Here is a 22,638-nt window from a genome sequence, read left to right on the forward strand (position 1 = left end):
AGTTATAGTTAGGAATATTTGATTATAAAATTTTTATTAGGAGAAATCCATGTAGTATAGTACGTGATGAAAGGGTCAAGCGGATGAGTGAAGAGAACTTGCCCGTCTGATTTAGAATATTGCCGCATTCCTTAGTATTTTAACTATTGCATATATTAAGATGATATTCATTACCGCAAACATTGAAATTCCGACAAAAGGCAGCTGAGAAGGAGTATACGCCAGAAAGGAGTAACAGTTGTGAGTATATTGTTTGTACTCTAAGATGAAGAATATACTAAGAATGCTGTCAGCTATCATGTATACAGCAAGTGCTCCTACCTTACCGGAAAGTTTCATTTGAGGAATATAACCTCCAGCAATTAAACCGCCCAGGAAAAGGGTAAGCTCCTCTATTGCCCTATATTGGGCAAAAGAAGCTCCTAATGCAAAAAACATGGGGATGTGCCAGAATCCTGCAGGTATTACACCTAGCAGGAAGAGGTAAAAGTTTGTCCTAAGTAACTTATAACCTAGGAGGACTCCAGCTGCATAAATCGCATAATGGTCTAACATATAAGCAATGGGGTTCGTAAATTCTAAACCTTGTGTAAAAGGATTAAGGAATGCAACTAAAAGGGCTATGGGAAGGATTAAATCCTTTTTTTCGAATTCTTTAGAGTATCTAATCATAAAAAAATATTTGATTAATACTTAAAAAAGTTTTCTCTTATAAATTTCAAAGCTTTCTTATTTATCGTGCTTTGCCATTGTCCCGGGTAAGGAAGTTGACGGTAGAGAAGGAGCCTCTGTTGAGACCCAGAAGGCTGAAGTTTTTATAGGCAATAAAGTTACTAAAATGGGTATAGCGAACATTACGAACGATGCTGCCATTGTTACTGCTAAGTAAGTCATTGCGTCCATGTAAGGTAAATACTGGAGAGGATAAGCATCCCACCTCCTTACTAGTCCGTTGTATCCGGCATAGCTCATTACATAACCTAGAGCTAGTGCTGAGGAAGTCCACATCATTAATCCTGCTGTTAGTAAACCTCTACCTAAATTGGAGAAGTCTGCATTACCCATCTTAGCCTTTAGCATATCTAATAAGATTGCTGTAAATCCTATTATTATAATAGTCCATATCATCATGTGGAAGTGCCCTACAATGTAGTAAGTATTGTGGACTAGAATATTGAGTGGGTTTTCTGGTAGCATTAAAGCTTGTATTCCGCCTAATATGAAGCCTATTAATGCAATTAATGAAGCCATTCCTATTGGGTTCTTCCAATTATATCCCTTGCCGGTGAAGATTGTTAAACCTAAGTTCAAGACAGTAAGCCCAGAGCCAGCTGCAAGTATTAACGTAGTCGGAGTTATGAAAGCCCTTATTGCTACAGGTAGAGGCCATGTTTGTAGATGGTGGACCCAAGCTAACATTCCGAAAGTGAAGAGTAATGCTATGTTCCACCTAGCCCACCTTTCACTGTATAAGGGTCTTCCTGCATAATGAGGAATTAAAACGTACAACCCTCCGAATACTGTGAATGGGACATAGTAAACCACAGGGTGACCGTAGAACCAGAACAGCACTACCCAAGTTAAGGGATTTACGGGGACTCCGAACCAGAAGTATAATGAATACCATAGGGCAGCTCCCGTTAATGCAACAATTGTTATTGGCATGAACATTCCTCCAAAAGCCATTCCGTATGCGGCAAATATCGGTATTTTTCCTTCCCTAGGTCTGGTCTTATATCCGTCGAAGAATAATGTAAGCCCACCAATTATTGCTCCTATTGTGTTAATAACCTGCATGAAGTAGCCTAAGCCTATCAATAACTTTGCATCATGCATTGCGCCGTATACTATCCAAGTTCCAGTCTGTAAAGATAAAGGAGGATATTCGTACCAACCAGTTGTGGGCTGTCCTGCAAATGCGAATATCAGCGGCAGGTTGATTAACCAGAAAGCTATGGTCATTATCTTAAAGTGCAATATGTTCATTTTACTCTTATAAAGCCCGTAAGCCGCTGCCGCTAAAGTCAAGTCCGGAACTACAATGAACATTCCTATTTGTCCGTGCATTGTCACCAAGAAGTAGTATAAAGGAGAAATTACGTTCTCTCCTATTTTTGGACAACATATGTGTGGAGATAATAATATTGTCCTAAACCATAACGCTGCAATCCCTAATACTGCTAGCCAGGCTAGTGCTCCTCCAGTATACATTAGTGCTACTCCTACTGTAGACTTAGGATATAACTTCATTGTTTCTCTTGATAATTATATTAACATAGTTTAAAAGCTTTTCTTTCTTTTAAAGCATAAAAAGTTAAAACTAAAATTTAAATTAAACTGAAACGAGATAGAAATAAAAAAGATTTAGTTTTTCATTGTACTTCAAAATATCCGTACATGTAGGAGTGACCGATACCGCAATACTCTGCGCAGTGGAAGGAATAGTTACCGGGAGTCGTTGGAGCATAGAAGAATGCATAACTATTTACTCCAGGCACTATGTTCCAGTTCTGGTCTCCGTGAGGTAACTGCATGTAAAATGCGTGAACTACGTTATTACTGTAAAGCACCAATTCTATTGGTTGCTTAGGATAAACGCTAATGTATGGATAACCGTCAATGTATTTTATTGCATCGGTAATTAAAACTTGATGAACAGTACCATTAGGTAGATATATTAATTCCGATACGTTCTGAGGTATCCATGCCCACTGTACTGCCAACATGTAAATAACTATTGTTCCGTTAGGTAACTTTGAAGGTAGACCGCACTTTAACGGTAGACCGTATCTATAAGTTGCAGTAGAGCCTGTGAGGATGGATTCGTATGACCATGCTATGAATATTATTACAAGAATTAACATTACGCCGAACCATATCTTTTCCCAATCCCTGTGTTTTGCACTCATGTTCTCAAACTTTCTTATTTTTAGAAAGTTTAAAAGCTTTTCTTTCTTATAAAATATAAAAAATATATGTGATCAAAAAAGGTTAGATGGCTTTTTTTCTCATCAAGAGATAATAGCCTATCCCTGCCAGTATTGCTAAACCCGCTAATAGGAATCCAAAAAAGTTCTCAAAAGGAATACTTGCCGGAGATGCTGATGTTGTTGCAGAAGCTACGAAGACGATCATGTTTGTCACACACATTCACTCGCTCTGGGAATATATAAATCTTTTTCTTTTCATTTAATATTATGAAAATCTTTTTATAAATGATATAAAGCTTCGTTAGTTTACTAAGATAAAAAATAAATACTATCGTTTTTTCTAAAATATATCTTGAGAACTATGAGAGCTGTAAGTAAAATAGGAGCTGTAATACTGATACTTATATTCGGCGGTACTGCAATAATGGCAGGCTTTCTAGCGTATAATTTTGCAAAAGTCACTTATCCTGTACATTGCTACCATCCAGTAGTAACTACGACACCAGTAACAACTACTGTACCTCCAACTCAAGTGACTAAAAACTTACTCCCATATAATCCTTCTACTCATACTGTGTATTTGTATATTTCTACTTGGGATAATGCTACGGTTTATAATTTTAATGGTACTAGTGGTGGTGAGTTGCATCTCTACATTCCTGCTGGGTGGACTGTTGATGTTGTTTATACTAATTATGAGCCTATAGACCATAACTTCATTATTGTTAAGAACAGTACTGCAACACCGAGTTGTAGCATAATACCAGCAAAGGAAATTCTATTATTCGCGGGAGTAACTTCCAGTGACTACTTCGATTCCGGAGTATCGTCAGGAGGATCAGCGACTGGGTCAATAACTCTATCACCAGGATACTACTGGTTCGCGTGCGGTTACGAAGACCACGCAGAAAGCGGAATGTGGGGAGTAATAGAATGCTCATCATCAATAACACAACCATATTACGAAGTAACTAACGAAGAAACAGAAGACGAAGAAGAAGAACAAGAAGAAGAATAAAATCAAACCTTTTTTCTAACCACTTTTCGATCATTTTCAAACAAGATTAATAAACTATCGAAGACTATCTGTTTATGATGAAGAACGCAAGTAAGAATTATATCATTATAGCTAGTATTATAATTGTCATAATTATCATATTCTCATTTCTTATAATAAAACCTTTTAGCTCAAAGAACTGTGCATTAAGTGTCATTAAAAGCTGCCTAAAATATGGAAGACTTACTTGCATAACAAAGATAAATCTCAATGGGACTTTATACTATATTAATGCTACAATTAATAACCCAGGGAAGCCAGTTCCGATTTGCTGTATAAAAACAAGCAAAGTAGTAATTCCTTTTAGTGAAGTTTTCGTCTTTTACAAAGGCTCGTATTACGGTGACGAAATACCGACAGGTACTCATGACATAATAATTGCATTTAACACTACGTGCTCCAATATCACGTCACTGACCATCCATCTAGAGAACGGACAGAGCCTACAGCTTAATCTTGCATAAATCATAAGATTTAATTATTTAAGGAAGATAAAGATTTTTATGGAATCAAAAAGAAAATTGGGTCTAGTTTTCGCATCTGGAGCGTCAAATAGGATATGTTGCGTAGCAATATATGGCGGAGCAGCTTTAGCGGCAGGATGGGATGTAACAGTGCATCTAGTCAATGAAGGAGTAATAGCCTTCAGAAAAGACGTTTTGCCAAGACTAAATACTCAAGGATTAGAAATGACGATAAGGCCAGAGTTTTACTCTCCTTACACGGAGCAATTCTTAAAAAACGTTGAAAGCGCAGTTAAAGCTGGACAACTTAAGGATTGGTATTCATTCTTAAAACAACTAAAGACGGACTACAAGGATTCTTTCAAAATTTATGCCTGTCCGGTAGCTTCAGCTTTTTATAATGTTAAAAAAGAAGATTTTGTGGACATAGTAGACGATATAAAAGGAGCGGAAACTTTCCTTGAGGAAGTTTACGGAGGAGTAGTGATGTATATTTAATCTATTTTAAAGTTAGATAATACATTTTTTCTATGAATGAACCTTTCAACATCCTTGTTTACGTGTACTACTCCTTGTCCCTTACCTAAAACTCTACCTATCTTTTCTGGCTTAAGTCCCTCTTTTTGTAAATCCTCCATTATTTCGTCTGAGATCTTCTTACTGCAGAATATTATCATACCTCCGTTAGTCCCCGCAGTGGAATTAGGTATTATGAACCCTTCAGTTGCAAACTCTGCAATATCCTCGTCTATAACGGGGATTTTCTCTAGCTTAACGTCTACTCCTGCCTTTTCTGCAAATTCCTTCACAACGAATATCCCTGGTCCAGTAACGTCTGTAGTCATAGTAATATGGTTATCTCTGTCAAACTCCTTACCAAACTCTGGCAAATAGTTATAGATAACTTTAGCTGTAGAGAAGTTTGGTTTCCTCATCTGCTCTATTACCTCAGCCTTTACTCTCTCTAGCCTACTGAATGAAATTCCTTTACTCTCCATTAAGTCCATAACTTCCGGAACTACTAAAATCCATAGATAAACATTAATTGGTGCAAGCTCACCTATGGGACGGGTAACTATAATTTCGTCTCCTTCTTCAACTTTGGAATAGTACGTTGGTAACTCGTGGTCTGATTCTCCTAAGACTGTTGCCCCCAACATTAAACTTCCAGTGTTTGGTTGAACTTCATTAATTAAGGTTAGGCCATATTCCTTGGAGTAGTTCTCGTAATTCTTCATTATCCTCTCCTTTAACTCCAGATCAGGAGCATCAAACAAAGGCATCATCCTTAAGTTCTTAAAAGCCCCCTTAGTAAATAAATCGTTAAGAGAATTTGATACTGCAACGTCTACCTGCATCTGTGATCCAGGGTCTTCTAGAGGGTCAACAATCTGTATTGTGTCGTTGTTTGCTAAGGTGTACGAATTTATATTCTCTCCGTCTAACCTCATCAAATCTAGGACTGCTACCTCTGCTTTAGGTATTGTGGTCACGATAGAATGCCCTTTACCTATTGTTATCTTCCTCTTGCTTCTTATTGAGGAATATGCCCTCAAGAGAAAGTCAGCAAACTTCTCTGGATTTCCCGCAGTTTCTTGGTTAACCTGAATTAAGCTTACTCCCCTATCAGCATCAAAAGCACCTTCGCCAATAACTCTCTTTAATTCTATCGTCTTCCTAGTGACAAAGATATCTGCATCTTCTCTTGGCATTATCTCAATATTTTGTAGTTTTTCCTTTATTTTCTCTATCGCAGGGTAAACAGTATCTATTAAATCTACTTTTACTGCACAGCCCGTAGCCAGCGAGAGCGGATTTAACCCCATCTTGTTATAAAGCTCGAGGTTTTTCCTAAATCTTTCAAATACCTCTTTCATATGATAGACTTATTTTTATAGATTTTAAAATTTACGATATATACATGAATTTTGTAAAAAAGTTTTGAATAATCATGTATTTTATTATATACATAATAAATAAACTACTCCCTAGACAGTTCGACAGCTATCATACTCACTCCAGGCCAAGGTACGGAATAATCTATTACGCTAGCTTTCTCTGGCTTTATTGCGCCCATAACTACATATAAAGGCCTCAAAAACCCTTCAGGTTGTGATGCTTTCCAATCTTTAGTATTTTCCAGTTTCATGATACCTTCAAAGTCGCCTCTAAGCAAGAGGTCCTTTAGTAATGCATCGAATTTGCTTTCTTTAGGAGTTACGTTAAAGTAGTATAGATCAAGCCTATGAGTAGGAGATCCAGTACCAATAATTATAGTCTTGTCGTCTATCACTTTACCTATAGCTTCCCCGATTTTATAATGTTCCTCAGGAGATTTATCCGTTATCGAGATTGTTACAACTTTTATTCCTTCTGGAAACATATAATAGAGCGGAATCCATGCACCGTGATCTAGACCCCAGTTATTGTCTGGAGTAAAAAGACCGGTAGAGAGTAATTTATTCACCATATTTAAGTCATTCTCTGCAGAATAACAATACTTGTATGTTTCTTCTGGAAATCCATAATAGTCTTGTATACATTCCAATTTTTCTTGAGTTTCTATTAAGAATTTCCCCGTCCAAGAAAAGAAATGTGGGCTTATCACTATTACAGTGCTAGGGTCTAGTTCTTCTCTTATCTTTTTCCCTATGTTGTGTAGTGTTTCCTTCCATTTATTATCTTCTATTAATAAGAGAGGAGATCCATGAGAAATGAAATAACCCTTCATAATAATCTATTGACTTTTAAAAATAAAAGTTGAAAAGTAGTGATGGATTAAAAAATGTTTTTCTTTATAAGCGTAGTGTTATTCTTCTTGTTCTTCTTCTTCGTCTTCTGTTTCTTCGTTAGTTACTTCGTAATATGGTTGTGTTATTGATGATGAGCATTCTATTACTCCCCACATTCCGCTTTCTGCGTGGTCTTCGTAACCGCACGCGAACCAGTAGTATCCTGGTGATAGAGTTATTGACCCAGTCGCTGATCCTCCTGACGATACTCCGGAATCGAAGTAGTCACTGGAAGTTACTCCCGCGAATAATAGAATTTCCTTTGCTGGTATTATGCTACAACTCGGTGTTGCAGTACTGTTCTTAACAATAATGAAGTTATGGTCTATAGGCTCATAATTAGTATAAACAACATCAACAGTCCACCCAGCAGGAATGTAGAGATGCAACTCACCACCACTAGTACCATTAAAATTATAAACCGTAGCATTATCCCAAGTAGAAATATACAAATACACAGTATGAGTAGAAGGATTATATGCTAACGGCTTTGCTCCAGGAGGCAGCTTAGACGTGGTTACTGGCGTAGTTGTTGTAACTGGAGTTGTAGTAGATTGTGTAACTGTTGAGATAGTACTTGGCGGTGCAGTAGTGGTTCCTACTTTGATAGGTGCCCTAGTAGCTAAATAGTATCCAGCCACTGCCACTAGAATTAATGCTATTGCTACTACTATTACCACGGAAGTAGATACGGCTTTGTTCATTAAGTACATTTAACATAGAAACGTATAATAAAATTTTTCATATGTTAATCTTCATAACTTTTCTTTTAAACAAACTTTTCATTATTTAACTTGACATTTCCTTTTACTCAGCTTTCGTAAAACCTTGTTCATCTCTATCAGATTCTCTAGAAGTAAAAACACTGAACCTATCGGTAATCCGTACCAAACGAAAGCGAAATAAACCGGAGATGCTAAGATAGGTAATACGGAAAATACTACTCCTAAATCTAATGCAACGAAGTATATAATTATACTAGGTAAGGAAAGGCAACATGAAGTTCCAGAAACGACACCTATTAATGGAGCGCCTATAAGTACAGCACTAGCCTTTCTCCTGCTTACTTCTCTTTTTAACTCTAAGATTTTCTCTATATTTGCAGCAAGCAACAAAGCTAATATTACTCCTATAAAAGTTATAAATGGGGAAATCACGTCCTCGTAACCTAGGAGGATTATGTTTATTGCAGGACTTAATGATTCCCAGTATGGAAAGAGTAGGATAGAAGACGGCGGTATTCCTACTCCATAGTTTACAGTAACTACGGGGATGAAAATGTCTAACCCTAAAATTATCCCGTAAAAGAAGCCGTAAAGCGTGACATGGAAGAACAAGTACAGTCCTAAAGATATCCAGTAGGCTTTAGCCCTCTTAACATTTAGGACGAGTTTGAAAAATCTGTTAGGTATTAGAAGTAACACTGCAAACCAAAATGAGAGGGAGGAAATTGCTGAAGTCGTGAAGATAAGGCTTCTGTTAAACGATGCATAGTAGGTAATGATTGATAATAGAAACAGTGCTATTGCGATAATGATTCTTGTCCTCATCATCATTATTATTATTTCGTTAATTAAGTGTTATATAGCTAACTTAAAAATGTTTCAAAATTAAAAAATTTTATATTTTTTATAAAAATAAATATGCGTACTTGAACATATATATGTAGACTTTTTACCATTTTTTTAACTAAATTGTACATGATAAAAGTGATTAACCATGTCGGGTGAGGAAAAGAAAAAGAATGAGGGCAAAGCACCGGATCCAGATAGAAGGGCTATAATAATTGGTGGAGGAGCAGCAGTAGCTGGTCTTGCTGCAGGAATTGTAATTGGAAGCCAAGCTTTTCCTAAATTATTAGAAAAGTCTGTAGTAAAACCTGAAGTAACAAAAGAAGTCGTTACAAAGACGGTAACACAAACGGTAACACAAGTAGAAAAATACATAAAGACTGCAATCGCAAGCGTTAGCGATTTCCCAACTGCAGGAACTACGAAATCGACTACTTACATGGGCTATCCTGTCATCTTAGTTAAAACGGGAGTACCTTCAATAGGAGGAGTAGGTCCTAATAATGATATAGTAGGCTTCAGCGGATACTGTGCTCATATGGGATATCCATTAATTTATGATTCAGCCACAAATTGTTTATTATGTCCAGAACACTTCTCACAGTATGATATAACTAAAGGAGGAATGCAAGTGATAGGACATCCTAACCAATACTTAGCACAGCTTATCTTAGAATATGAGGAAAGCACAGGAACAATTTACGCACTAGGCTTTAATAGGCTAGTTTACGGTGCATACAATAACGTATTACAAGGCACTACATCGGGTGGTAGCTCATGAGCAGTAGTTCCTCTACTCAATATAGTGCAGTACCAAATAGAAAAGTCCCATTACCTCCTACTTCTGCAGAGAGGTATTTCGCTACTTGTAGGTTCTGTAACGTAGGCTGTGGATACGACATATTTGTATTCCCAGTAGGACAGGAAGGTCAACCAAAAGGAGGACAGAACGGGATACAGTACAATTTCATAGACTACGTCTTCACAGTAAACGGTAAACCAAGGAGTCTACAATCATACCAGGCGGATTATACATCACCTCTCACATCACTATCTGCACTGACCGGGACTCCATGGATAGGAGAAGGAATGGTAACTAGGACTATGAGATATAATCCAAACACACAGACATGGGAAGAAGTATGGATAGAAGAAATTCCAAGCTCAGAATGCCCAGTAAACGAGGGCAATTACTCTACTAGAGGAGGAAGGAACGCACAGAGGAACTGGAGCCCATACAGTGACGTTGCTTCAGGATTTGCAGTATATCAATCTAGAATAAAAACTCCTATGATAAGATGGAACGGTAGCTTACAACCAGTAGGATGGAGTTATGCAATTAAAGTTGCAGCCAAAGTGCTTAAGTACTACATGGATAACGAGACTTTTCAGTATCCAGTAGGTCCTGCAGCAGTTCAAGTCCTAGCAATAAGAGCAGACCACGGAGGAGGACAGGGAGGAGGAGTCTTCAGCAACTTAATGCCGGGATTATTAATCCACATGGGATTAGCAACGCCTTTTGTGAGGTTCCACTATCAAGTTGCTTTCTCGTTTACGCAAGACGCCTTAGAAGAGGCAACTAACGGAAACGGTACTGACACTGCAAGCATGTTAGATATAACGATTGCTGACAACCTAATCCTATGGGGAATAAACGAGTATTCAACTTCTACTGTTAACTTAATCCAGCACATATTCGATAACATAACCGGGACAACTATAGATAGAAAACAAGCTTGGTTCGAGAGCGGTGAACCCGCATACCCAGCTAACATTATCATAGTAGAGGCAAGACCTTCAGAGACTGTCAAAGCGGTAACTGCTAAGTTAGGAGTTAGCGTACAGGACGCAATGCAGGGATATGACGTTACAGCTGGTACAGTATATAATGGACAGTATAATCCAGCTCATCAATACGTAGTGTTCGCTCAAGTTAATGCAGGAACCGACTCTGAATTAGCTAACGCGATTGCTGCTTATATTTATTATACTTACCCAGACGTAGTTAATAACTTCATTAATATGTACAAGAACGCGAGTCAATACGGCTTTAACTTTAATGACAATACTTACGAATACTATCTACAATACCTACAGTCAAAGTCACTAAGCGATTGGTTATCTGAAGCTTCTCAAATAACTGGAGTATCTCAAAGCGTTATACAGTTAATAGGAGATATTATTGCAGCACCCAAAACTAGCAGTAGTGGACAGACGTTCTATAAGAGGACTTTAGTGGAGTTTGAGAAGGGAGTAATATGGTCTGCTAATTATACTCCAATATACGCAATAGCTAACTTAGGGATAATCAGTGGAGCCTTATCTGGAAGGCCAGGTTGTGGAGTTTCAACAGGCTTCGGGCACCAGAGAGGTGCGGCATTCCCATTACCTCCACCTCCTCCGTGGTCTTCTAACCTTAATGCGTCTAGGAACTACTGGATTCAGATGCACGAATACGTCCCTCAGCAGTTGCAAGCACAAGGTCAAACAGTCACTGGACCAGCAATAGCTGAATACATAAAGAACTTCTATAGTCAATACACTTCGACTTTAGTACCTCAAGTATATCAAGACAATCCAGTAATAGACTACCTAATCTATAGCGGTTACGGTAAGGTACTATGGGTATTCACTACCAATCCTTATAAACTAACAATGAGTGGTGAGAAGTTGAGCCAAGTAATTGATAATAGAGCACATCTACTACAGGAATGCGTAGAGAACACAATCAACTTAGGAATACCTTCGTCAAATACTAATTCGCAGATACTCAGCGGGCAATTCAATACCCAGAATGTAGGAGCGCCATTACCTAACTTCCCAGACCCAGACACATATGCTAATGCAGTAATTTCATGTTTGAGTGGATCCAACGCAGTTCCTGGAGCATTATTCGTAGTAGGTAACGATATAATACTTAACCAAAACGGAATTTTTGAGAGAGCTGCTCACTTGCTATTACCTTCTGCATCAAACCACGGCGAGACTTATGAAATTAGGTGGGATGGTCACGATAGGAGACTCAGATTAGACCAAGTTTACCACTCTCCACCAGGTAGTGCAATGCCAGATCCTTGGATTTATGCAATGATAGCTTATGAGATTTACCAGTTATACACAGCAGAAGGAAACCAGAACTCTCAGCAGGCACAAAGGATATATCAAGCATTTAACCAGATATGGAATTCATTGAGTGCCAATATGAAGACACCGCCATCACAACCGTTGTCCTTAACAACGCTAAGTAGCTATTCGGAATTCTATTATGACTATAACTGGTTTAATATTTATAATGACCTATGGAACTATTATGTCGCTAACGGACCCACTAACTTCAAATCCTGGCCCTACGGATACGTAGTACCTCACTGGGCTCCAGGATGGGCTCAAATAGATCTGAATGATTTACAGGCCGCAAGAACTATAGGCGTACAATTACCAATCCTAGGAAAGACTACAAACTCCGACGGAAGCTTTACCCTTTACGGTCTGGTAAACTATGCAGAGCCCGCAATTAGCGGAAAATTGAGAGTTGAAGAAGTTACAATTAATCCGAACCAAGCAATTACTGTAGGTACTACTCCCTCTGGTCAGACAATAAGCTTACCGTTAATAACTAGAAACGTGGAGTACGTAAGTATTAACGACTTACAATCTATGTTCGGCTACAGCTGGAACGATCTATTACCTTACGTAATTAATGGCTTCAACCCGTTCCCGACGCCTTATGTAGGAATCTTCGGATACCCAGCTAGCCTAGTAGGTAAATACAAGTACTGGTTGAATAACGGAAGGTGGAACATAATATTCCAGTCTGGATGGATAGACTACCAAATACCGGAAATCTTACAGAGGCTTCCTTATCCAATAGTGATGATGAGTGAAACTGACGCACAGAACGAAGGCTTGGACAACGGAGATATTGTGGAATTGTATAACGATTACGGTTCTGTAGACGCAATAGTATGGAAGTCCGGTACAGTGCCTCCTGGTCAGTTATTCATAGCAATGGCTTTCGAAGTTAAGCCCGGAGCTAATAACACAACTACTCCAACAGTAGATCCAGTAACTGACAACCAGATGGTCAAGTGGAGCTGGGTAAATATAAAGAAGATAGGGACAGTATCAGATGAGACTAAAGCTAGACTAACGTTTGCCCCAATAAGCTTCCATCCACCTTCGTGAGCTTAAATGAAAGTTAATTATTTTTTTATTATTAGTAGATATCTTCTCCTTATGTTAGCTGGATTTTTCATAATTTATATTTCTCCTACTTCTCCAGACTATTTCTTATATTCCGTGGTAGGGAATATAATATTCTGGTCTTCCCTACTCTTGTTCTTATTAAAGACGATACTTAGGAGACCTCTCCACTATTTGAAGAAAGGTAAGTTAGCTTTAGCAATATTCTTTTCCTATTTGTCGGTGCATTATGTAGTTTACAGTATAGTGCTAGAGAGGTTACTTACAGGACTATACGGAATCTTATTCACAGTGACATCTCCTTTCATTACATTCTCTTTCACTCCGCTATATCCTGAAACTTTATACACTGCAGCAATGAATTTAGTATTCAACCCTGCAATAGCTGGAGGGTTTCCTCCAAATTACTACTTTGAGCTCTCATTATACGCAATGGTAATGGGCTTAATCATAGCTATCCTAGTTACGGGGAATATAATGAGGGTACTTGAAATCTCCTCAAGAATGAAAAGGGCTAAAGTAATACTCATTGCACCTCTTTTGGGGATAATAGGTGGAGGTAGTTGTTGCATATCGATACCTATTCTCTTGACTACTGTAATTCCTGCAGCGAACTCCTTATTATTTCTGCCTATAGGAGATACTGCACTCTTTCTAGCCTACATTTTACTACCCCCAATAACTGCAATAGGACTGAAGCTTAATTATGACGCTTTATTCCCTAAGCCTCCTAAGGAATTTAGGATAGTAAGTAATAATGTGATAAAGAGTAGAAAATGACTTAAGGTTTGGACTACCATTAATTTTTACATTTCTCTGTAAATTGTTATATTTTAGCTAATTTTGAATTGAAAAGATTTTAAGTCGTTCACGCTCAGTGTGAAATTTTTATTTCCTGCTTTGTTGTATACTTTAATTTTCCCAGCTATTAACTCCATTATACTTGGTCAGACTCTGAAGGTCAAGGGCATACGCAAAACACCTAACTTTGTGGGTAGGAATTATGCGTGCATACAGTGTTATTACATATAATGCACTACCTTGACCTTTAAGGTATAACCAAGTATAAATTCAAAATCTTGTTACATTAAAAGCAAGTTTTACGTCAATTTTGACAAAAATGAAGTATACTGCAAAGCATTTACTTTCTGTTTGTTATATGGAACTCCTAGAGGTTATACTATAAATTTTTTTATCCATAAAGTGATCATAATATATGCACATCCAAAAAGGGGACACAGAGGCGGAAATTCTAGAGAGAGGTGCTTACTTATATTCGTTCAAAGTTAACTCAAGAGACGTTTTACTGGAAGGGAGAGAAAGGCAGACAAGGGGAGGAATGGCTCTTTTAATTCCTTTTGCCAATAGGATAAAAGGAGGAGAGTACTGCTGGAGAGGTAAAAAATACGAGCTTCCTAAGAACTCTGAAGGAAACGCCATACATGGTCTAGTTAGGGATAAAGTCTGGGACATTGAAAGCTTAAAGAACGACGAAGTAACTCTCTCTTTATACCTTAAAGATCAAGGATATCCTTCTCCTTTATTCATAAAAGTCAGATATCTGCTAGATTCTTCCTCCTTAACTACAGCTATTAGTATAAAGAACGAAGGGAGCGATGCACCGCTTGTTGTGGGTGCACATCCATACTTCATAGTTAGGGGAAACTGGAGGATTTTTCCAGATAGAGCAAAGAGGCTAATAATGAAGGATAAGATACCTACCGGAGAAATGGAGGATTTCACAATAACCCAGAGAGAATACGATGACTGCTTTTTACTCAAGGGAAATGTAACCTTATTCTCTGAGTATTCTAAAGTTACAATAGAAAAGGAAAACATGGATTTCGTTCAAATATACACTGGACAACCGAGTGCTGTAGCAGTAGAGCCAATGAGCGGTGCTCCTGACGCATTTCATAACGAGATAGGACTTGCCACGCTTAAGGAAGGTGAAACTATGGACTTTACTTTCAGAATATCAGTAAGACTATGATGTGGGCGATCTTATGATGCTGATTGTGTTCCTCAGTGAATACACATAAAGCAGGATTATTGCTATTGAAAAAGCTATTGTTGTGAACTCAAAGACAGCTAAGGAAGTCTCTTGATATAGCATAAAGTCGGCAAATGAAGAAATTGCTAATGGGAATACGTAAGCCCATGTAGTAAGTGAAGGTCTGTCCTTTACATGTTTTACCGCAATTATTAGCGCAACTAATGAGTTCCAAATTTCAAACCCCCAGAGGAATATTGCTAAAGTTATTGCAAACTTTTGCGGGAAATAGAAGAAGTTTAAGTAGTTATATGATGGAAAGACAAGGATATTTATTGCCAAGACGCTTGCTGCTCCCACAGGTATCATTATAGTTGCAGAGCTTCCTTTGTATATAATGTGCGAAAGGAATGCTATGCTTCCTATGAATATAACCTGGAAGAATGTTATCCCTACGGAAAACAACATTATAAAATATGCTATTTTACTGAAGAACTCGTTTATATATGGGAATGAAGGAGGTAATAAAGGCGCACTTAATATTACATTAGCTGAAAGTGCTATTGAAGGAACCAAAAGTGCATAAGATATGTCACTTTGCTTCACATCCTTCGTGAAGAGTTTATACCCTAAGTATATATTAACGGAAAATACTATAGCATAACCTATAAAGTACACTACTAAAAGTGAATAAGCCACTTCGTAATTTATTTCCACATAAGTAAGGAAAAAGAACCCTGCAATGAACAGGATAACTCCTAGGAACGCTGTGAAACTTACCCTGTTAAGATTTTCCATATCTTCCCTCCAGTTCGTTATTTCTCTTGAAATCCAGCCTGTTAATATTACGATAAATAGTATTAATGCTATAAAGTAAATTACCTTACCTATGTTAAAGAGCAGTGGACTATTGAAAATTACAGAGTTCATCCAACTTATTAAGGATAAAGCGAAAGTACCTATTACCATGGGGAACCATTCAGAACCTAACTTCATATGGGTAACTTTGTTACATACTATATAAATTTTGACTAGAATTGAATTTTAACAGTTTTAACTTCAGCACTTTCCTCATAATAGATCCTTCTCATCTATCCTGAATTTGTTTACCTCAAGGTAAGCTAACAAATCGAGGACTTTCCTCATGTACATTTTCACGAAGTAATAAACATGATAAGACCGAAATTCATCCTCATCCTCACTTATTGCCTTTAGATATTCATCCGGAGAATAATGCTTGACTGAAAATTTGATCTCATCAACTTCTATTTCCCTTGGAACTTCCTTCTGTGATACAATGAGGAGCTCTTCTCCTTTAATTCCTGCAAGCTGGACGTACCATTTATCTACTTTTTCTAAGGCTTTGAGGACAATTTCCTTCTCTTCCATAATATTTTTAAATAAATAATTTACTAAAATATTTTTCTCCGTGTCCCATTTAGATACCTTTTTTTAAATTGAGTAACCTCTTTTTATATGGGATGAAGAATCTACAGCAATAATGAGCGGTGAAGAGAGGCCTGCGTTCTGACATTAAATTAAAAATGAGACAGCTAAGGAAAGAAAAGCCCCTCCTGAGAGAGTGAAAATTCCTAGCACTGGGGAAAACTTTACTGCAAGGCCTATACTCACTGGAGCCAATAGAGAACCTACTTGTGAAATTGTATTTGCAATGCCTATGGAACTGCTAGAGTTTTCTTTCCCGGCAAATTTTACTATCATTGAATCTGTGGGAGACCTAAAGGAAAATGAGAAAACTCCAAGGAAGAAGGATAACCAGACTATCCTAGATAGGAAGAGGAGAAAGAGTAAGAGAATGTAAAGGAACAGGGAAAGCTGAACTACTTTCTTTTCCCCTATTAAGCCTGGAAGTTTGCTTGAAACTGCTGTAGATGAAACTAGACCTAAGGAGAAAAGAAGGAAAATCAAGGAAGAACAACTAAAGTGGAAGTATAAAACTAGAAAGGGAAATAACCAAGCTGTAGTCCCCCATGAGATCCACATTTCTCCAGACCTTACTAGGATAGAAAGGATTATTGCCTTAGTGAACAGTAGTCTCATTTCCCTCCTTTTCCTGCTTGCGTATTCTTCTTCCATGAATAACGTTATGAAGAACACCGAGAGCAGACTTACGAAAAGTAGGAGGTAAAATATTCTCCAGTATTCATAAAGCAGACCGGAAATTAAGCTGAGTAAGAGTACTGCAAATGGTGCAGAGCTCTCAAGTATTCCTAGGTAAAAGTAAAGTGGAGAGAGTTTTACAGAAACGATTTTTACTGATGAAGGAAATAGTGCAGAGACCAGAAAGCCGGCTAACAAGTATGATATTAAAATTACGTCGTAAGAGGGGAAGAGGAATATGAGAAGAATTATGAATGATGAGGATAAGGAGGAAATGAGGATCGCATGTCTTACTCCGTGACTGTCGATAAATAATCCCCAAGGCGTTGAAGATATTACGTAACCTACGTAAAACAAGGTTAAGACTAAACCGATTTGTACTGAAGTTAAGTGGAATTCCATTGCCACCGGAACTGATATGATACCCCAGGCTGAGCGGAAGAGTAGTTGTAGGAAAGTTATTACCCAGCTGTAGGCGAAGATCTTAAACCTTTGCATTGAGATAAAGATTAGATCTTAATATATAAAATTAGGAGATTATGGATAATCCTCCACATCATCCCCCTGCATACACAGGAGGTTCCGCTTCATCGTCATCAACAATATATATCTTTATACTTAATAAAAGTTTTATGCACTTTCTAGGTATAGATACTTCCGGAGACCATGACGTTACATCACCTTATGTTATAGGTTACGTAATTTCAGACGATAGCTCTTCAATAGAGAAAAGTAATATAGGAAAAGCAGTTGATGAGGCTAGGAAAACCATTAATAAGCAAAATTACGTATTCCACGCTTATCATGACGATAAAAGAGTGAGGGAAGTATTTTTGGATTCTTTAATAAAATATAATGTTAAAGGAAGAGTTATAGTATTACTAGATAGAAATGAAATTAAGAGGAAATTGCTAGCCTTATTATCTAAAGTTGCGAGCAAGTCCTTTTATGTTACGATAATGAAATATTTGATAAAGTTCTAACAAAACTTGTTAAAAAGAACGTAAAAATTACTTCGTCTAGATCTTTAACTCCATTATATTCACCGTTACAAGTTGCAGATTACTTTTCACACATTTGGTGGGAGTTATTTTCTTACGGTTTAAAAGATGCTATTCTATTTGAAAAAGTTCTTCAAATAACTGAAAAGGTTATAATAAACGATTCTACAAGCGTAATTCTTCAATCTGTAATTACTAAAGCTTAAATATCACTTGCATTTTTAACTTTTTACACCTAACCGTAAATGGTAAACCCAAAATCTGATTGTAAAAATAATTTCTGTCGGCTAATAATGGTCTATAAAATTTAGTGTGATTGGGTAATTGATTTGAGTGTGGACAACAATTTCATTCATTTGTTAATTGAAACTAAATTTATAATTTGTATCCTAACAAAATTATTGTCCATACTCATTGATTTTATGAAAATTTTTAGAAATTTCTAAGCGTGATGTTAGATCTTTTATATTTCCACAAGTGAATTGAGGAATATCATCACGATATTAGAAAATAATATGATAAAAATAACGAAATCTGCTTTATTTACGCCGACTATCGATACATTATTCTTAACACTCTTTACTATGAGCATAATGACGTATATTCCTTATTTATAAAGAAAAATATGAAGACTTTTCATTGAATTTGCTGATTGATTTTGGGTTTACCGTAAACGGCAAAGTTTTCCGTCTCTTGAACCCCATTTTTATAAATATTTGAAGATTACTAAACTTCTCAGCAACTGTAGAACCTTTGCCTAGATAGGAAGTTAATGAGATGGAAAAGCTATGGAAAAGAGGAGAATAGTGAAAAAGAAGAGATGATTAAGGAAATTGAGAAGATTAAAAAGTAATTATGGTCTTATTTTTTATAAGACATTTGTGGGTTCTTTTAGATATTCCGGCTGTCTACAGTAGCAAATAGAAACCAAATGTGAACGTTAGATTAATAGTAAGTAATATCTTATTTAATCTTCTACTACGTAAGAGGCAATTATTTCAACGCCTTCCTTTTCTAACTCCTCCTTAACTTCCTTATCAATATAATTGGCGACAACGAAGACCTTTAGGGGTTTATTGTAAAGTGCAGAGAATAACTTCTTCCTAATAAATATCTGGTCTACAGTATCTTCGTCCGCATAGTTCTTTATTTCAAATACGTAAACGTAGTCGTCTGTTTCGTAAAAATCGACCTCAAATATTCTCCCTTTTTCTATTACCCCTTGTGTGTCTGTAACTTTGCCGTGTACTACCCTCTTAGGGTCTGCGCCGTGGAGTTGTAAAGCTTTCTTATAAAGGTTTAACATTGCCCTCTCCATTCCTCTTCCTGCCCTCCTCGTAAAGCTCCCTATTTCAATGGACAGCCTTTTCTGCTCTTTCCTAAGTCCTGCTACTGCCTCGCTTAATTTCTTTACAGCCTCCTGTAAAGCTATAATCGCTTGACCGTGCTTTTTAACCTCCTCTTGGAGTGATGCAATTGCTTCAGAGTGTTTATTTACAGTCTCCTGCAATGATTTTACTGCTTCTTGTAATGAAGCTATGGCCTCACCTTGCCTCTTCACTTCTTCTTGTAGTGATTTCACAGCCTCCTCCAAAGATGTGATTGACTAACCGTGTTTTTCATCTCCTCTTGTAACGACGTGATCGCCTCTGTGTGCTTCTTCACCTCTTCTTGTAACGACTTTATTGTCTCTTGTAAGAATTTTATGCTTGCAGTATTTTCCTCAAGCTTCTTTATTACAATCTCATCTTTTAGTTTCTCATATACTTTATCAGCTAGCATTGATAAGAGCTGTGGATTTTTTATAATGCTTTCTACGATGTTTTCACTGCTCACATGTTAGTTATTTTCTTACCAAATTTAAATTGTTTATGAGATTACCGGAAGTGAAAGGCCATAGACTGGACGATTCACGGATCCATTGCTAATTGGAATAATAGAGAATTATAAAAGAGATATTCAATTAAATTATTACACTAACGTTAGTATTTTGGAAAAGTTATTAGACTATGATTTAATGTTACATCCCTTTGTCTAAGGCTGTAAACTTTTTGAAAGCACTAGTGTTTAACGAGCATAGTAGTAATATTATCCCCTCGTTGTAGAAACAAAGCGAATTCGCAATGAAAACCTGAATTATACTAGGCTATATGACCTTAACTACAGAAGGCGGTTTCAAAAATATTATCATTTTATGTAAAATTAATTAGCGTTATTAATAATATTCATGTCGCAGTACAAGTTACCATTGCCTTAATACTACTTCCATTAGATAAATAAATTGTCAAGTAATAATTATTTCCTGGAATTAGTCCAGTTACTCCTATAAATCTCATGGTTACTTGATTATTTCCCACCATCAAAGTTTTAGGTGTAATATCCACTGTATTATATAATGTATTATCTATTGACGCGCTTACTATGCCTACAACAGTTGATGAGTAAAGGGTAATATTAGCAGTTCCGTCAACTCTTATTACTCCGATACCTACTTGATAAACTTGCGGTTGAAAGGTTGGAGCTTGAGGAATTACACCTCCTGCCCTCCTAATGGCATCATCGACTCCAACATATGTTAATATCCAACCAATAAAGGAGATGAACGGGATAATTATTAATATCCCGCCTATCTTAAGCATATCAATGTTGTAAAAGTTACCTAAACTGTAAATTACTAAACCTATGAGTAGGTAAGCTATAAATAGTATTACTGCTGCTATTAATGCAATTCCCCCACCTAGTAGTAGTAATCCAGGACTAACAGATAATAATCCCATAATTGCTATTAATCCTCCTAATAGTTCAATAATTATCGCAGGAATAATTAGATTTATTCCAGTAAGTCCTTTTGACACGTCCTTTCCGGTTGAGGCTAAAGTTCGGAAAGCATCTTTAAGTTTAGGTAATGCTACTGCAAAAAGGATTGCCAAATCAACTATTGCGAATACTAACGCAAGTGTACTATTAATTTCTCCTATAAAAGATAGTATGGTAACAACTATAAACCACAGAGAAGCATCCTTTAATTTCTGTAACCCAATTACGTCACTTTGAAAGCTCATATTAGTTTTCTACCTAAGCTAATAAAAAAATTATTCATAGTTATAAAGCCTTGTAAAGATATAAAATTTTATCAAGCTAGTGTTAAGCTATTCAAGACCAAACTTTTAACTGTAGTATGACCAGTTATTGTAGGGGATACAGTTTACTATTTGGTTTGCACCCTAAAGAAGAGAGGAAGGGGACTCTTCGGCGGGGATGAAGAACTTGACTACTTTTTAAATCAAATTCTTTCTGACAATTGGTTACTTATTGGTTGTCAGATAGAAATAGAGAAAACTAGTTTATTACGAGTATAAATGAATTAAGGAGAAAACATGTTTTAAAGGAATTTACATAAACCGTGAGAAGGAAAGAGTTTAAATTCCTTATTGAGCCTTATTATTTCTGAAATAAATAAGAAGAAAATCCAGTTTAATATCAAGTTTAATATAAATTTTACTGTTGATAGTACTTAAATTGAGATTAAAAAGAATACTAAAGTAGTTTATAGTTTAATAGAACTTTTAAACTCAATAGATGAAGATATTGTTATAGGCTTAGATAAGGTACAAGAATTGTATCAAGCTAGCAAATAGTGTTTGGATGTCCTTTGCACTATGTTTGCAACGAATCATAAGGTAAGGTTTGCGTTTACTGGTACTTACATAGGAGTTGCTAAAAATATAATAACCCTCCTTCGTCTTCTCCTCTCTACGGCAGACCTCCAGTAAAATTGGATTTAAAGCCAGTCAGTAAAAGAGAAATCTTTAGAGTTCCTAAGGAGGGGAATGGAGAAACCAGGGTTAATCTATGCAAAGACGTCGTGGAAAAACTTGACGGAATTATAGGTTGGCTTACACTTTTTGGGAATTTTTATGCTGTAAGAAAGATGAGCTTTAATGATGCACTTGGCTATAGATGAAGGTAAGGAGATAATGACCGAGGAGTACAGACATTTTCTAGAGGATAAGCAAAATAAACAGCTATATCTGACAGTTATGGAGATAGTTAAGTTAGATAACGAATGGAAAGATATTAAGAGTGGCGTAGAAATAAACCTGGCAAAGTTGATGATAAAGAACTAAGTAAAGCCCTTGAGTCATTAGTTAATAATTTTATAATGAAAGAAAACAAGGGTAAATATTCTATAATTGGCTCAATCTTAAGAGAAATAGATTATAACAGAATATGATTCTAAATATACGATTTTACTAGAGAATTCTCTGTTTTAAACATAAATTCCAACAAGATTGAGAATTAAGGATTTTATGTCTTTAAAGAATGTAGATAACTATTTTATTAAATTTATTTAGAAATATCCTAATCATTTTTAATTTGTAATAAGCAAATTAAAAGCTAACTATCATTTATTATTATTGGCCTGCATTTTACTCGTTCTAAATCCTTATAGTTTGTATATTTTAAATAAATTTCCTAAAAATTAATTAAGAAATATTTCATATA

Annotated in this window: 22 protein-coding genes and 1 pseudogene; 10 read left to right on the plus strand and 13 right to left on the minus strand. The window is 36.5% G+C overall.

Features of this window, described 5'->3' with window-relative positions:
- Positions 1-111 precede the first annotated feature (111 nt).
- From HS5_RS03255 to HS5_RS03270, 4 genes are all read right to left on the minus strand, one after another.
- The gene (locus tag HS5_RS03255; RefSeq protein ID WP_236752680.1) at positions 112-672 is read right to left on the minus strand and encodes a DUF1404 domain-containing protein; all 561 of its coding nucleotides are present in this window, start codon (positions 670-672) and stop codon (positions 112-114) included.
- A 57-nt stretch (positions 673-729) separates the two neighbouring features.
- Positions 730-2,250, minus strand: coding sequence for a proton pump complex quinol oxidase subunit SoxB (soxB, locus tag HS5_RS03260; protein ID WP_236752681.1), 1,521 nt, complete (start codon positions 2,248-2,250; stop codon positions 730-732).
- A 122-nt stretch (positions 2,251-2,372) separates the two neighbouring features.
- Positions 2,373-2,909, minus strand: coding sequence for a proton pump complex quinol oxidase subunit SoxA (gene soxA, locus HS5_RS03265; RefSeq protein WP_236752682.1), 537 nt, complete (start codon positions 2,907-2,909; stop codon positions 2,373-2,375).
- Between the two features lie 82 nt (positions 2,910-2,991).
- Positions 2,992-3,144, minus strand: coding sequence for an LPXTG cell wall anchor domain-containing protein (locus HS5_RS03270; protein ID WP_236752683.1), 153 nt, complete (start codon positions 3,142-3,144; stop codon positions 2,992-2,994).
- 147 nt (positions 3,145-3,291) lie between these two features.
- On the opposite strand from HS5_RS03270, the gene HS5_RS03275 reads away from it, so the two are divergent.
- The 3 genes from HS5_RS03275 to HS5_RS03285 all read left to right on the plus strand — a co-directional run bounded on the left by HS5_RS03275 (position 3,292) and on the right by HS5_RS03285 (position 4,949).
- On the plus strand, positions 3,292-3,948 hold the full coding sequence (locus tag HS5_RS03275; protein ID WP_236753451.1) for a sulfocyanin-like copper-binding protein: 657 nt from the start codon (positions 3,292-3,294) through the stop codon (positions 3,946-3,948).
- Positions 3,949-4,022: 74 nt separating this feature from the next.
- Positions 4,023-4,451 (plus strand): hypothetical protein, encoded by a 429-nt coding sequence (locus HS5_RS03280; RefSeq protein ID WP_236752685.1) that lies wholly within the window; start codon positions 4,023-4,025, stop codon positions 4,449-4,451.
- Between the two features lie 39 nt (positions 4,452-4,490).
- Complete coding sequence (locus tag HS5_RS03285) at positions 4,491-4,949, plus strand: DsrE/DsrF/DrsH-like family protein (protein ID WP_236752688.1); 459 nt, start codon at positions 4,491-4,493, stop codon at positions 4,947-4,949.
- Here HS5_RS03285 and HS5_RS03290 read toward each other — a convergent pair.
- The 4 genes from HS5_RS03290 to HS5_RS03305 form a co-directional block, all read right to left on the minus strand.
- On the minus strand, positions 4,946-6,328 hold the full coding sequence (locus HS5_RS03290; protein WP_236752690.1) for a SelD-related putative sulfur metabolism protein: 1,383 nt from the start codon (positions 6,326-6,328) through the stop codon (positions 4,946-4,948). The genes HS5_RS03285 and HS5_RS03290 overlap by 4 nt on opposite strands.
- A 104-nt stretch (positions 6,329-6,432) precedes the next feature.
- On the minus strand, positions 6,433-7,185 hold the full coding sequence (locus HS5_RS03295; protein WP_236753452.1) for a dioxygenase: 753 nt from the start codon (positions 7,183-7,185) through the stop codon (positions 6,433-6,435).
- A 75-nt stretch (positions 7,186-7,260) separates the two neighbouring features.
- On the minus strand, positions 7,261-7,947 hold the full coding sequence (locus HS5_RS03300; protein ID WP_236752692.1) for a sulfocyanin-like copper-binding protein: 687 nt from the start codon (positions 7,945-7,947) through the stop codon (positions 7,261-7,263).
- A gap of 81 nt (positions 7,948-8,028) precedes the next feature.
- Positions 8,029-8,793 carry a hypothetical protein gene (locus HS5_RS03305; RefSeq protein WP_236752694.1) on the minus strand — a complete coding sequence of 255 codons (765 nt, stop codon included), beginning with the start codon at positions 8,791-8,793 and terminating at the stop codon, positions 8,029-8,031.
- Positions 8,794-8,962: 169 nt separating this feature from the next.
- On the opposite strand from HS5_RS03305, the gene HS5_RS03310 reads away from it, so the two are divergent.
- From HS5_RS03310 to HS5_RS03325, 4 genes are all read left to right on the plus strand, one after another.
- Positions 8,963-9,595, plus strand: a complete 633-nt coding sequence (locus tag HS5_RS03310) for an arsenate reductase (azurin) small subunit (RefSeq protein WP_236752696.1) — start codon at positions 8,963-8,965, stop codon at positions 9,593-9,595.
- On the plus strand, positions 9,592-12,999 hold the full coding sequence (locus HS5_RS03315) for a molybdopterin dinucleotide binding domain-containing protein (protein WP_236752697.1): 3,408 nt from the start codon (positions 9,592-9,594) through the stop codon (positions 12,997-12,999). Before HS5_RS03310 ends, HS5_RS03315 begins: the two co-directional genes overlap by 4 nt.
- 51 nt (positions 13,000-13,050) lie before the next feature.
- Complete coding sequence (locus HS5_RS03320) at positions 13,051-13,797, plus strand: hypothetical protein (protein WP_236752699.1); 747 nt, start codon at positions 13,051-13,053, stop codon at positions 13,795-13,797.
- Positions 13,798-14,233: 436 nt separating this feature from the next.
- On the plus strand, positions 14,234-15,010 hold the full coding sequence (locus HS5_RS03325) for an aldose 1-epimerase (protein ID WP_236752700.1): 777 nt from the start codon (positions 14,234-14,236) through the stop codon (positions 15,008-15,010).
- Here HS5_RS03325 and HS5_RS03330 read toward each other — a convergent pair.
- From HS5_RS03330 to HS5_RS03340, 3 genes are all read right to left on the minus strand, one after another.
- Positions 15,005-16,006 carry a hypothetical protein gene (locus tag HS5_RS03330; protein WP_236752702.1) on the minus strand — a complete coding sequence of 334 codons (1,002 nt, stop codon included), beginning with the start codon at positions 16,004-16,006 and terminating at the stop codon, positions 15,005-15,007. The two genes, HS5_RS03325 and HS5_RS03330, sit on opposite strands and share 6 nt — an antisense overlap.
- A gap of 75 nt (positions 16,007-16,081) precedes the next feature.
- Positions 16,082-16,402, minus strand: coding sequence for a hypothetical protein (locus HS5_RS03335; protein ID WP_236753453.1), 321 nt, complete (start codon positions 16,400-16,402; stop codon positions 16,082-16,084).
- 141 nt (positions 16,403-16,543) lie between these two features.
- The gene (locus HS5_RS03340; RefSeq protein ID WP_236752704.1) at positions 16,544-17,629 is read right to left on the minus strand and encodes an MFS transporter; all 1,086 of its coding nucleotides are present in this window, start codon (positions 17,627-17,629) and stop codon (positions 16,544-16,546) included.
- Positions 17,630-17,670: 41 nt separating this feature from the next.
- Between HS5_RS03340 and HS5_RS03345 the strand changes: the two genes are divergently transcribed.
- A complete protein-coding gene (locus HS5_RS03345; protein ID WP_236752705.1) occupies positions 17,671-18,114 on the plus strand; it encodes a hypothetical protein in 444 nt (147 codons plus the stop codon).
- Between the two features lie 985 nt (positions 18,115-19,099).
- Here HS5_RS03345 and HS5_RS03350 read toward each other — a convergent pair.
- Together HS5_RS03350 and HS5_RS03355 are read right to left on the minus strand one after the other, a co-directional pair.
- Positions 19,100-19,914, minus strand: a pseudogene (locus HS5_RS03350) (hypothetical protein).
- Positions 19,915-20,357: 443 nt separating this feature from the next.
- Positions 20,358-21,194 (minus strand): DUF973 family protein, encoded by an 837-nt coding sequence (locus tag HS5_RS03355; RefSeq protein ID WP_236752706.1) that lies wholly within the window; start codon positions 21,192-21,194, stop codon positions 20,358-20,360.
- A 713-nt stretch (positions 21,195-21,907) separates the two neighbouring features.
- On the opposite strand from HS5_RS03355, the gene HS5_RS03360 reads away from it, so the two are divergent.
- Together HS5_RS03360 and HS5_RS03365 are read left to right on the plus strand one after the other, a co-directional pair.
- Positions 21,908-22,096, plus strand: a complete 189-nt coding sequence (locus HS5_RS03360) for a hypothetical protein (protein ID WP_236752707.1) — start codon at positions 21,908-21,910, stop codon at positions 22,094-22,096.
- Positions 22,074-22,259, plus strand: a complete 186-nt coding sequence (locus HS5_RS03365) for a hypothetical protein (protein WP_236752708.1) — start codon at positions 22,074-22,076, stop codon at positions 22,257-22,259. The genes HS5_RS03360 and HS5_RS03365 overlap by 23 nt, the downstream gene beginning before the upstream one ends.
- Positions 22,260-22,638: the final 379 nt, after the last annotated feature.

The organism is Acidianus sp. HS-5 (genome assembly GCF_021655615.1).
In the GTDB taxonomy this organism is placed as follows: domain Archaea; phylum Thermoproteota; class Thermoprotei_A; order Sulfolobales; family Sulfolobaceae; genus Acidianus.

Bases quoted from the DNA above. Each gene is read 5' to 3' on its own strand.
- HS5_RS03255 (WP_236752680.1), bottom strand. From the start codon at position 672: ATGATTAGATACTCTAAAGAATTCGAAAAAAAGGATTTAATCCTTCCC.
- soxB (WP_236752681.1), bottom strand. From the start codon at position 2,250: ATGAAGTTATATCCTAAGTCTACAGTAGGAGTAGCACTAATGTATACT.
- soxA (WP_236752682.1), bottom strand. From the start codon at position 2,909: ATGAGTGCAAAACACAGGGATTGGGAAAAGATATGGTTCGGCGTAATG.
- HS5_RS03275 (WP_236753451.1), top strand. From the start codon at position 3,292: ATGAGAGCTGTAAGTAAAATAGGAGCTGTAATACTGATACTTATATTC.
- HS5_RS03280 (WP_236752685.1), top strand. From the start codon at position 4,023: ATGATGAAGAACGCAAGTAAGAATTATATCATTATAGCTAGTATTATA.
- HS5_RS03285 (WP_236752688.1), top strand. From the start codon at position 4,491: ATGGAATCAAAAAGAAAATTGGGTCTAGTTTTCGCATCTGGAGCGTCA.
- HS5_RS03290 (WP_236752690.1), bottom strand. From the start codon at position 6,328: ATGAAAGAGGTATTTGAAAGATTTAGGAAAAACCTCGAGCTTTATAAC.
- HS5_RS03300 (WP_236752692.1), bottom strand. From the start codon at position 7,947: ATGAACAAAGCCGTATCTACTTCCGTGGTAATAGTAGTAGCAATAGCA.
- HS5_RS03305 (WP_236752694.1), bottom strand. From the start codon at position 8,793: ATGAGGACAAGAATCATTATCGCAATAGCACTGTTTCTATTATCAATC.
- HS5_RS03310 (WP_236752696.1), top strand. From the start codon at position 8,963: ATGTCGGGTGAGGAAAAGAAAAAGAATGAGGGCAAAGCACCGGATCCA.
- HS5_RS03315 (WP_236752697.1), top strand. From the start codon at position 9,592: ATGAGCAGTAGTTCCTCTACTCAATATAGTGCAGTACCAAATAGAAAA.
- HS5_RS03320 (WP_236752699.1), top strand. From the start codon at position 13,051: ATGTTAGCTGGATTTTTCATAATTTATATTTCTCCTACTTCTCCAGAC.
- HS5_RS03325 (WP_236752700.1), top strand. From the start codon at position 14,234: ATGCACATCCAAAAAGGGGACACAGAGGCGGAAATTCTAGAGAGAGGT.
- HS5_RS03330 (WP_236752702.1), bottom strand. From the start codon at position 16,006: ATGAAGTTAGGTTCTGAATGGTTCCCCATGGTAATAGGTACTTTCGCT.
- HS5_RS03340 (WP_236752704.1), bottom strand. From the start codon at position 17,629: ATGCAAAGGTTTAAGATCTTCGCCTACAGCTGGGTAATAACTTTCCTA.
- HS5_RS03345 (WP_236752705.1), top strand. From the start codon at position 17,671: ATGGATAATCCTCCACATCATCCCCCTGCATACACAGGAGGTTCCGCT.
- HS5_RS03355 (WP_236752706.1), bottom strand. From the start codon at position 21,194: ATGAGCTTTCAAAGTGACGTAATTGGGTTACAGAAATTAAAGGATGCT.
- HS5_RS03365 (WP_236752708.1), top strand. From the start codon at position 22,074: ATGATGCACTTGGCTATAGATGAAGGTAAGGAGATAATGACCGAGGAG.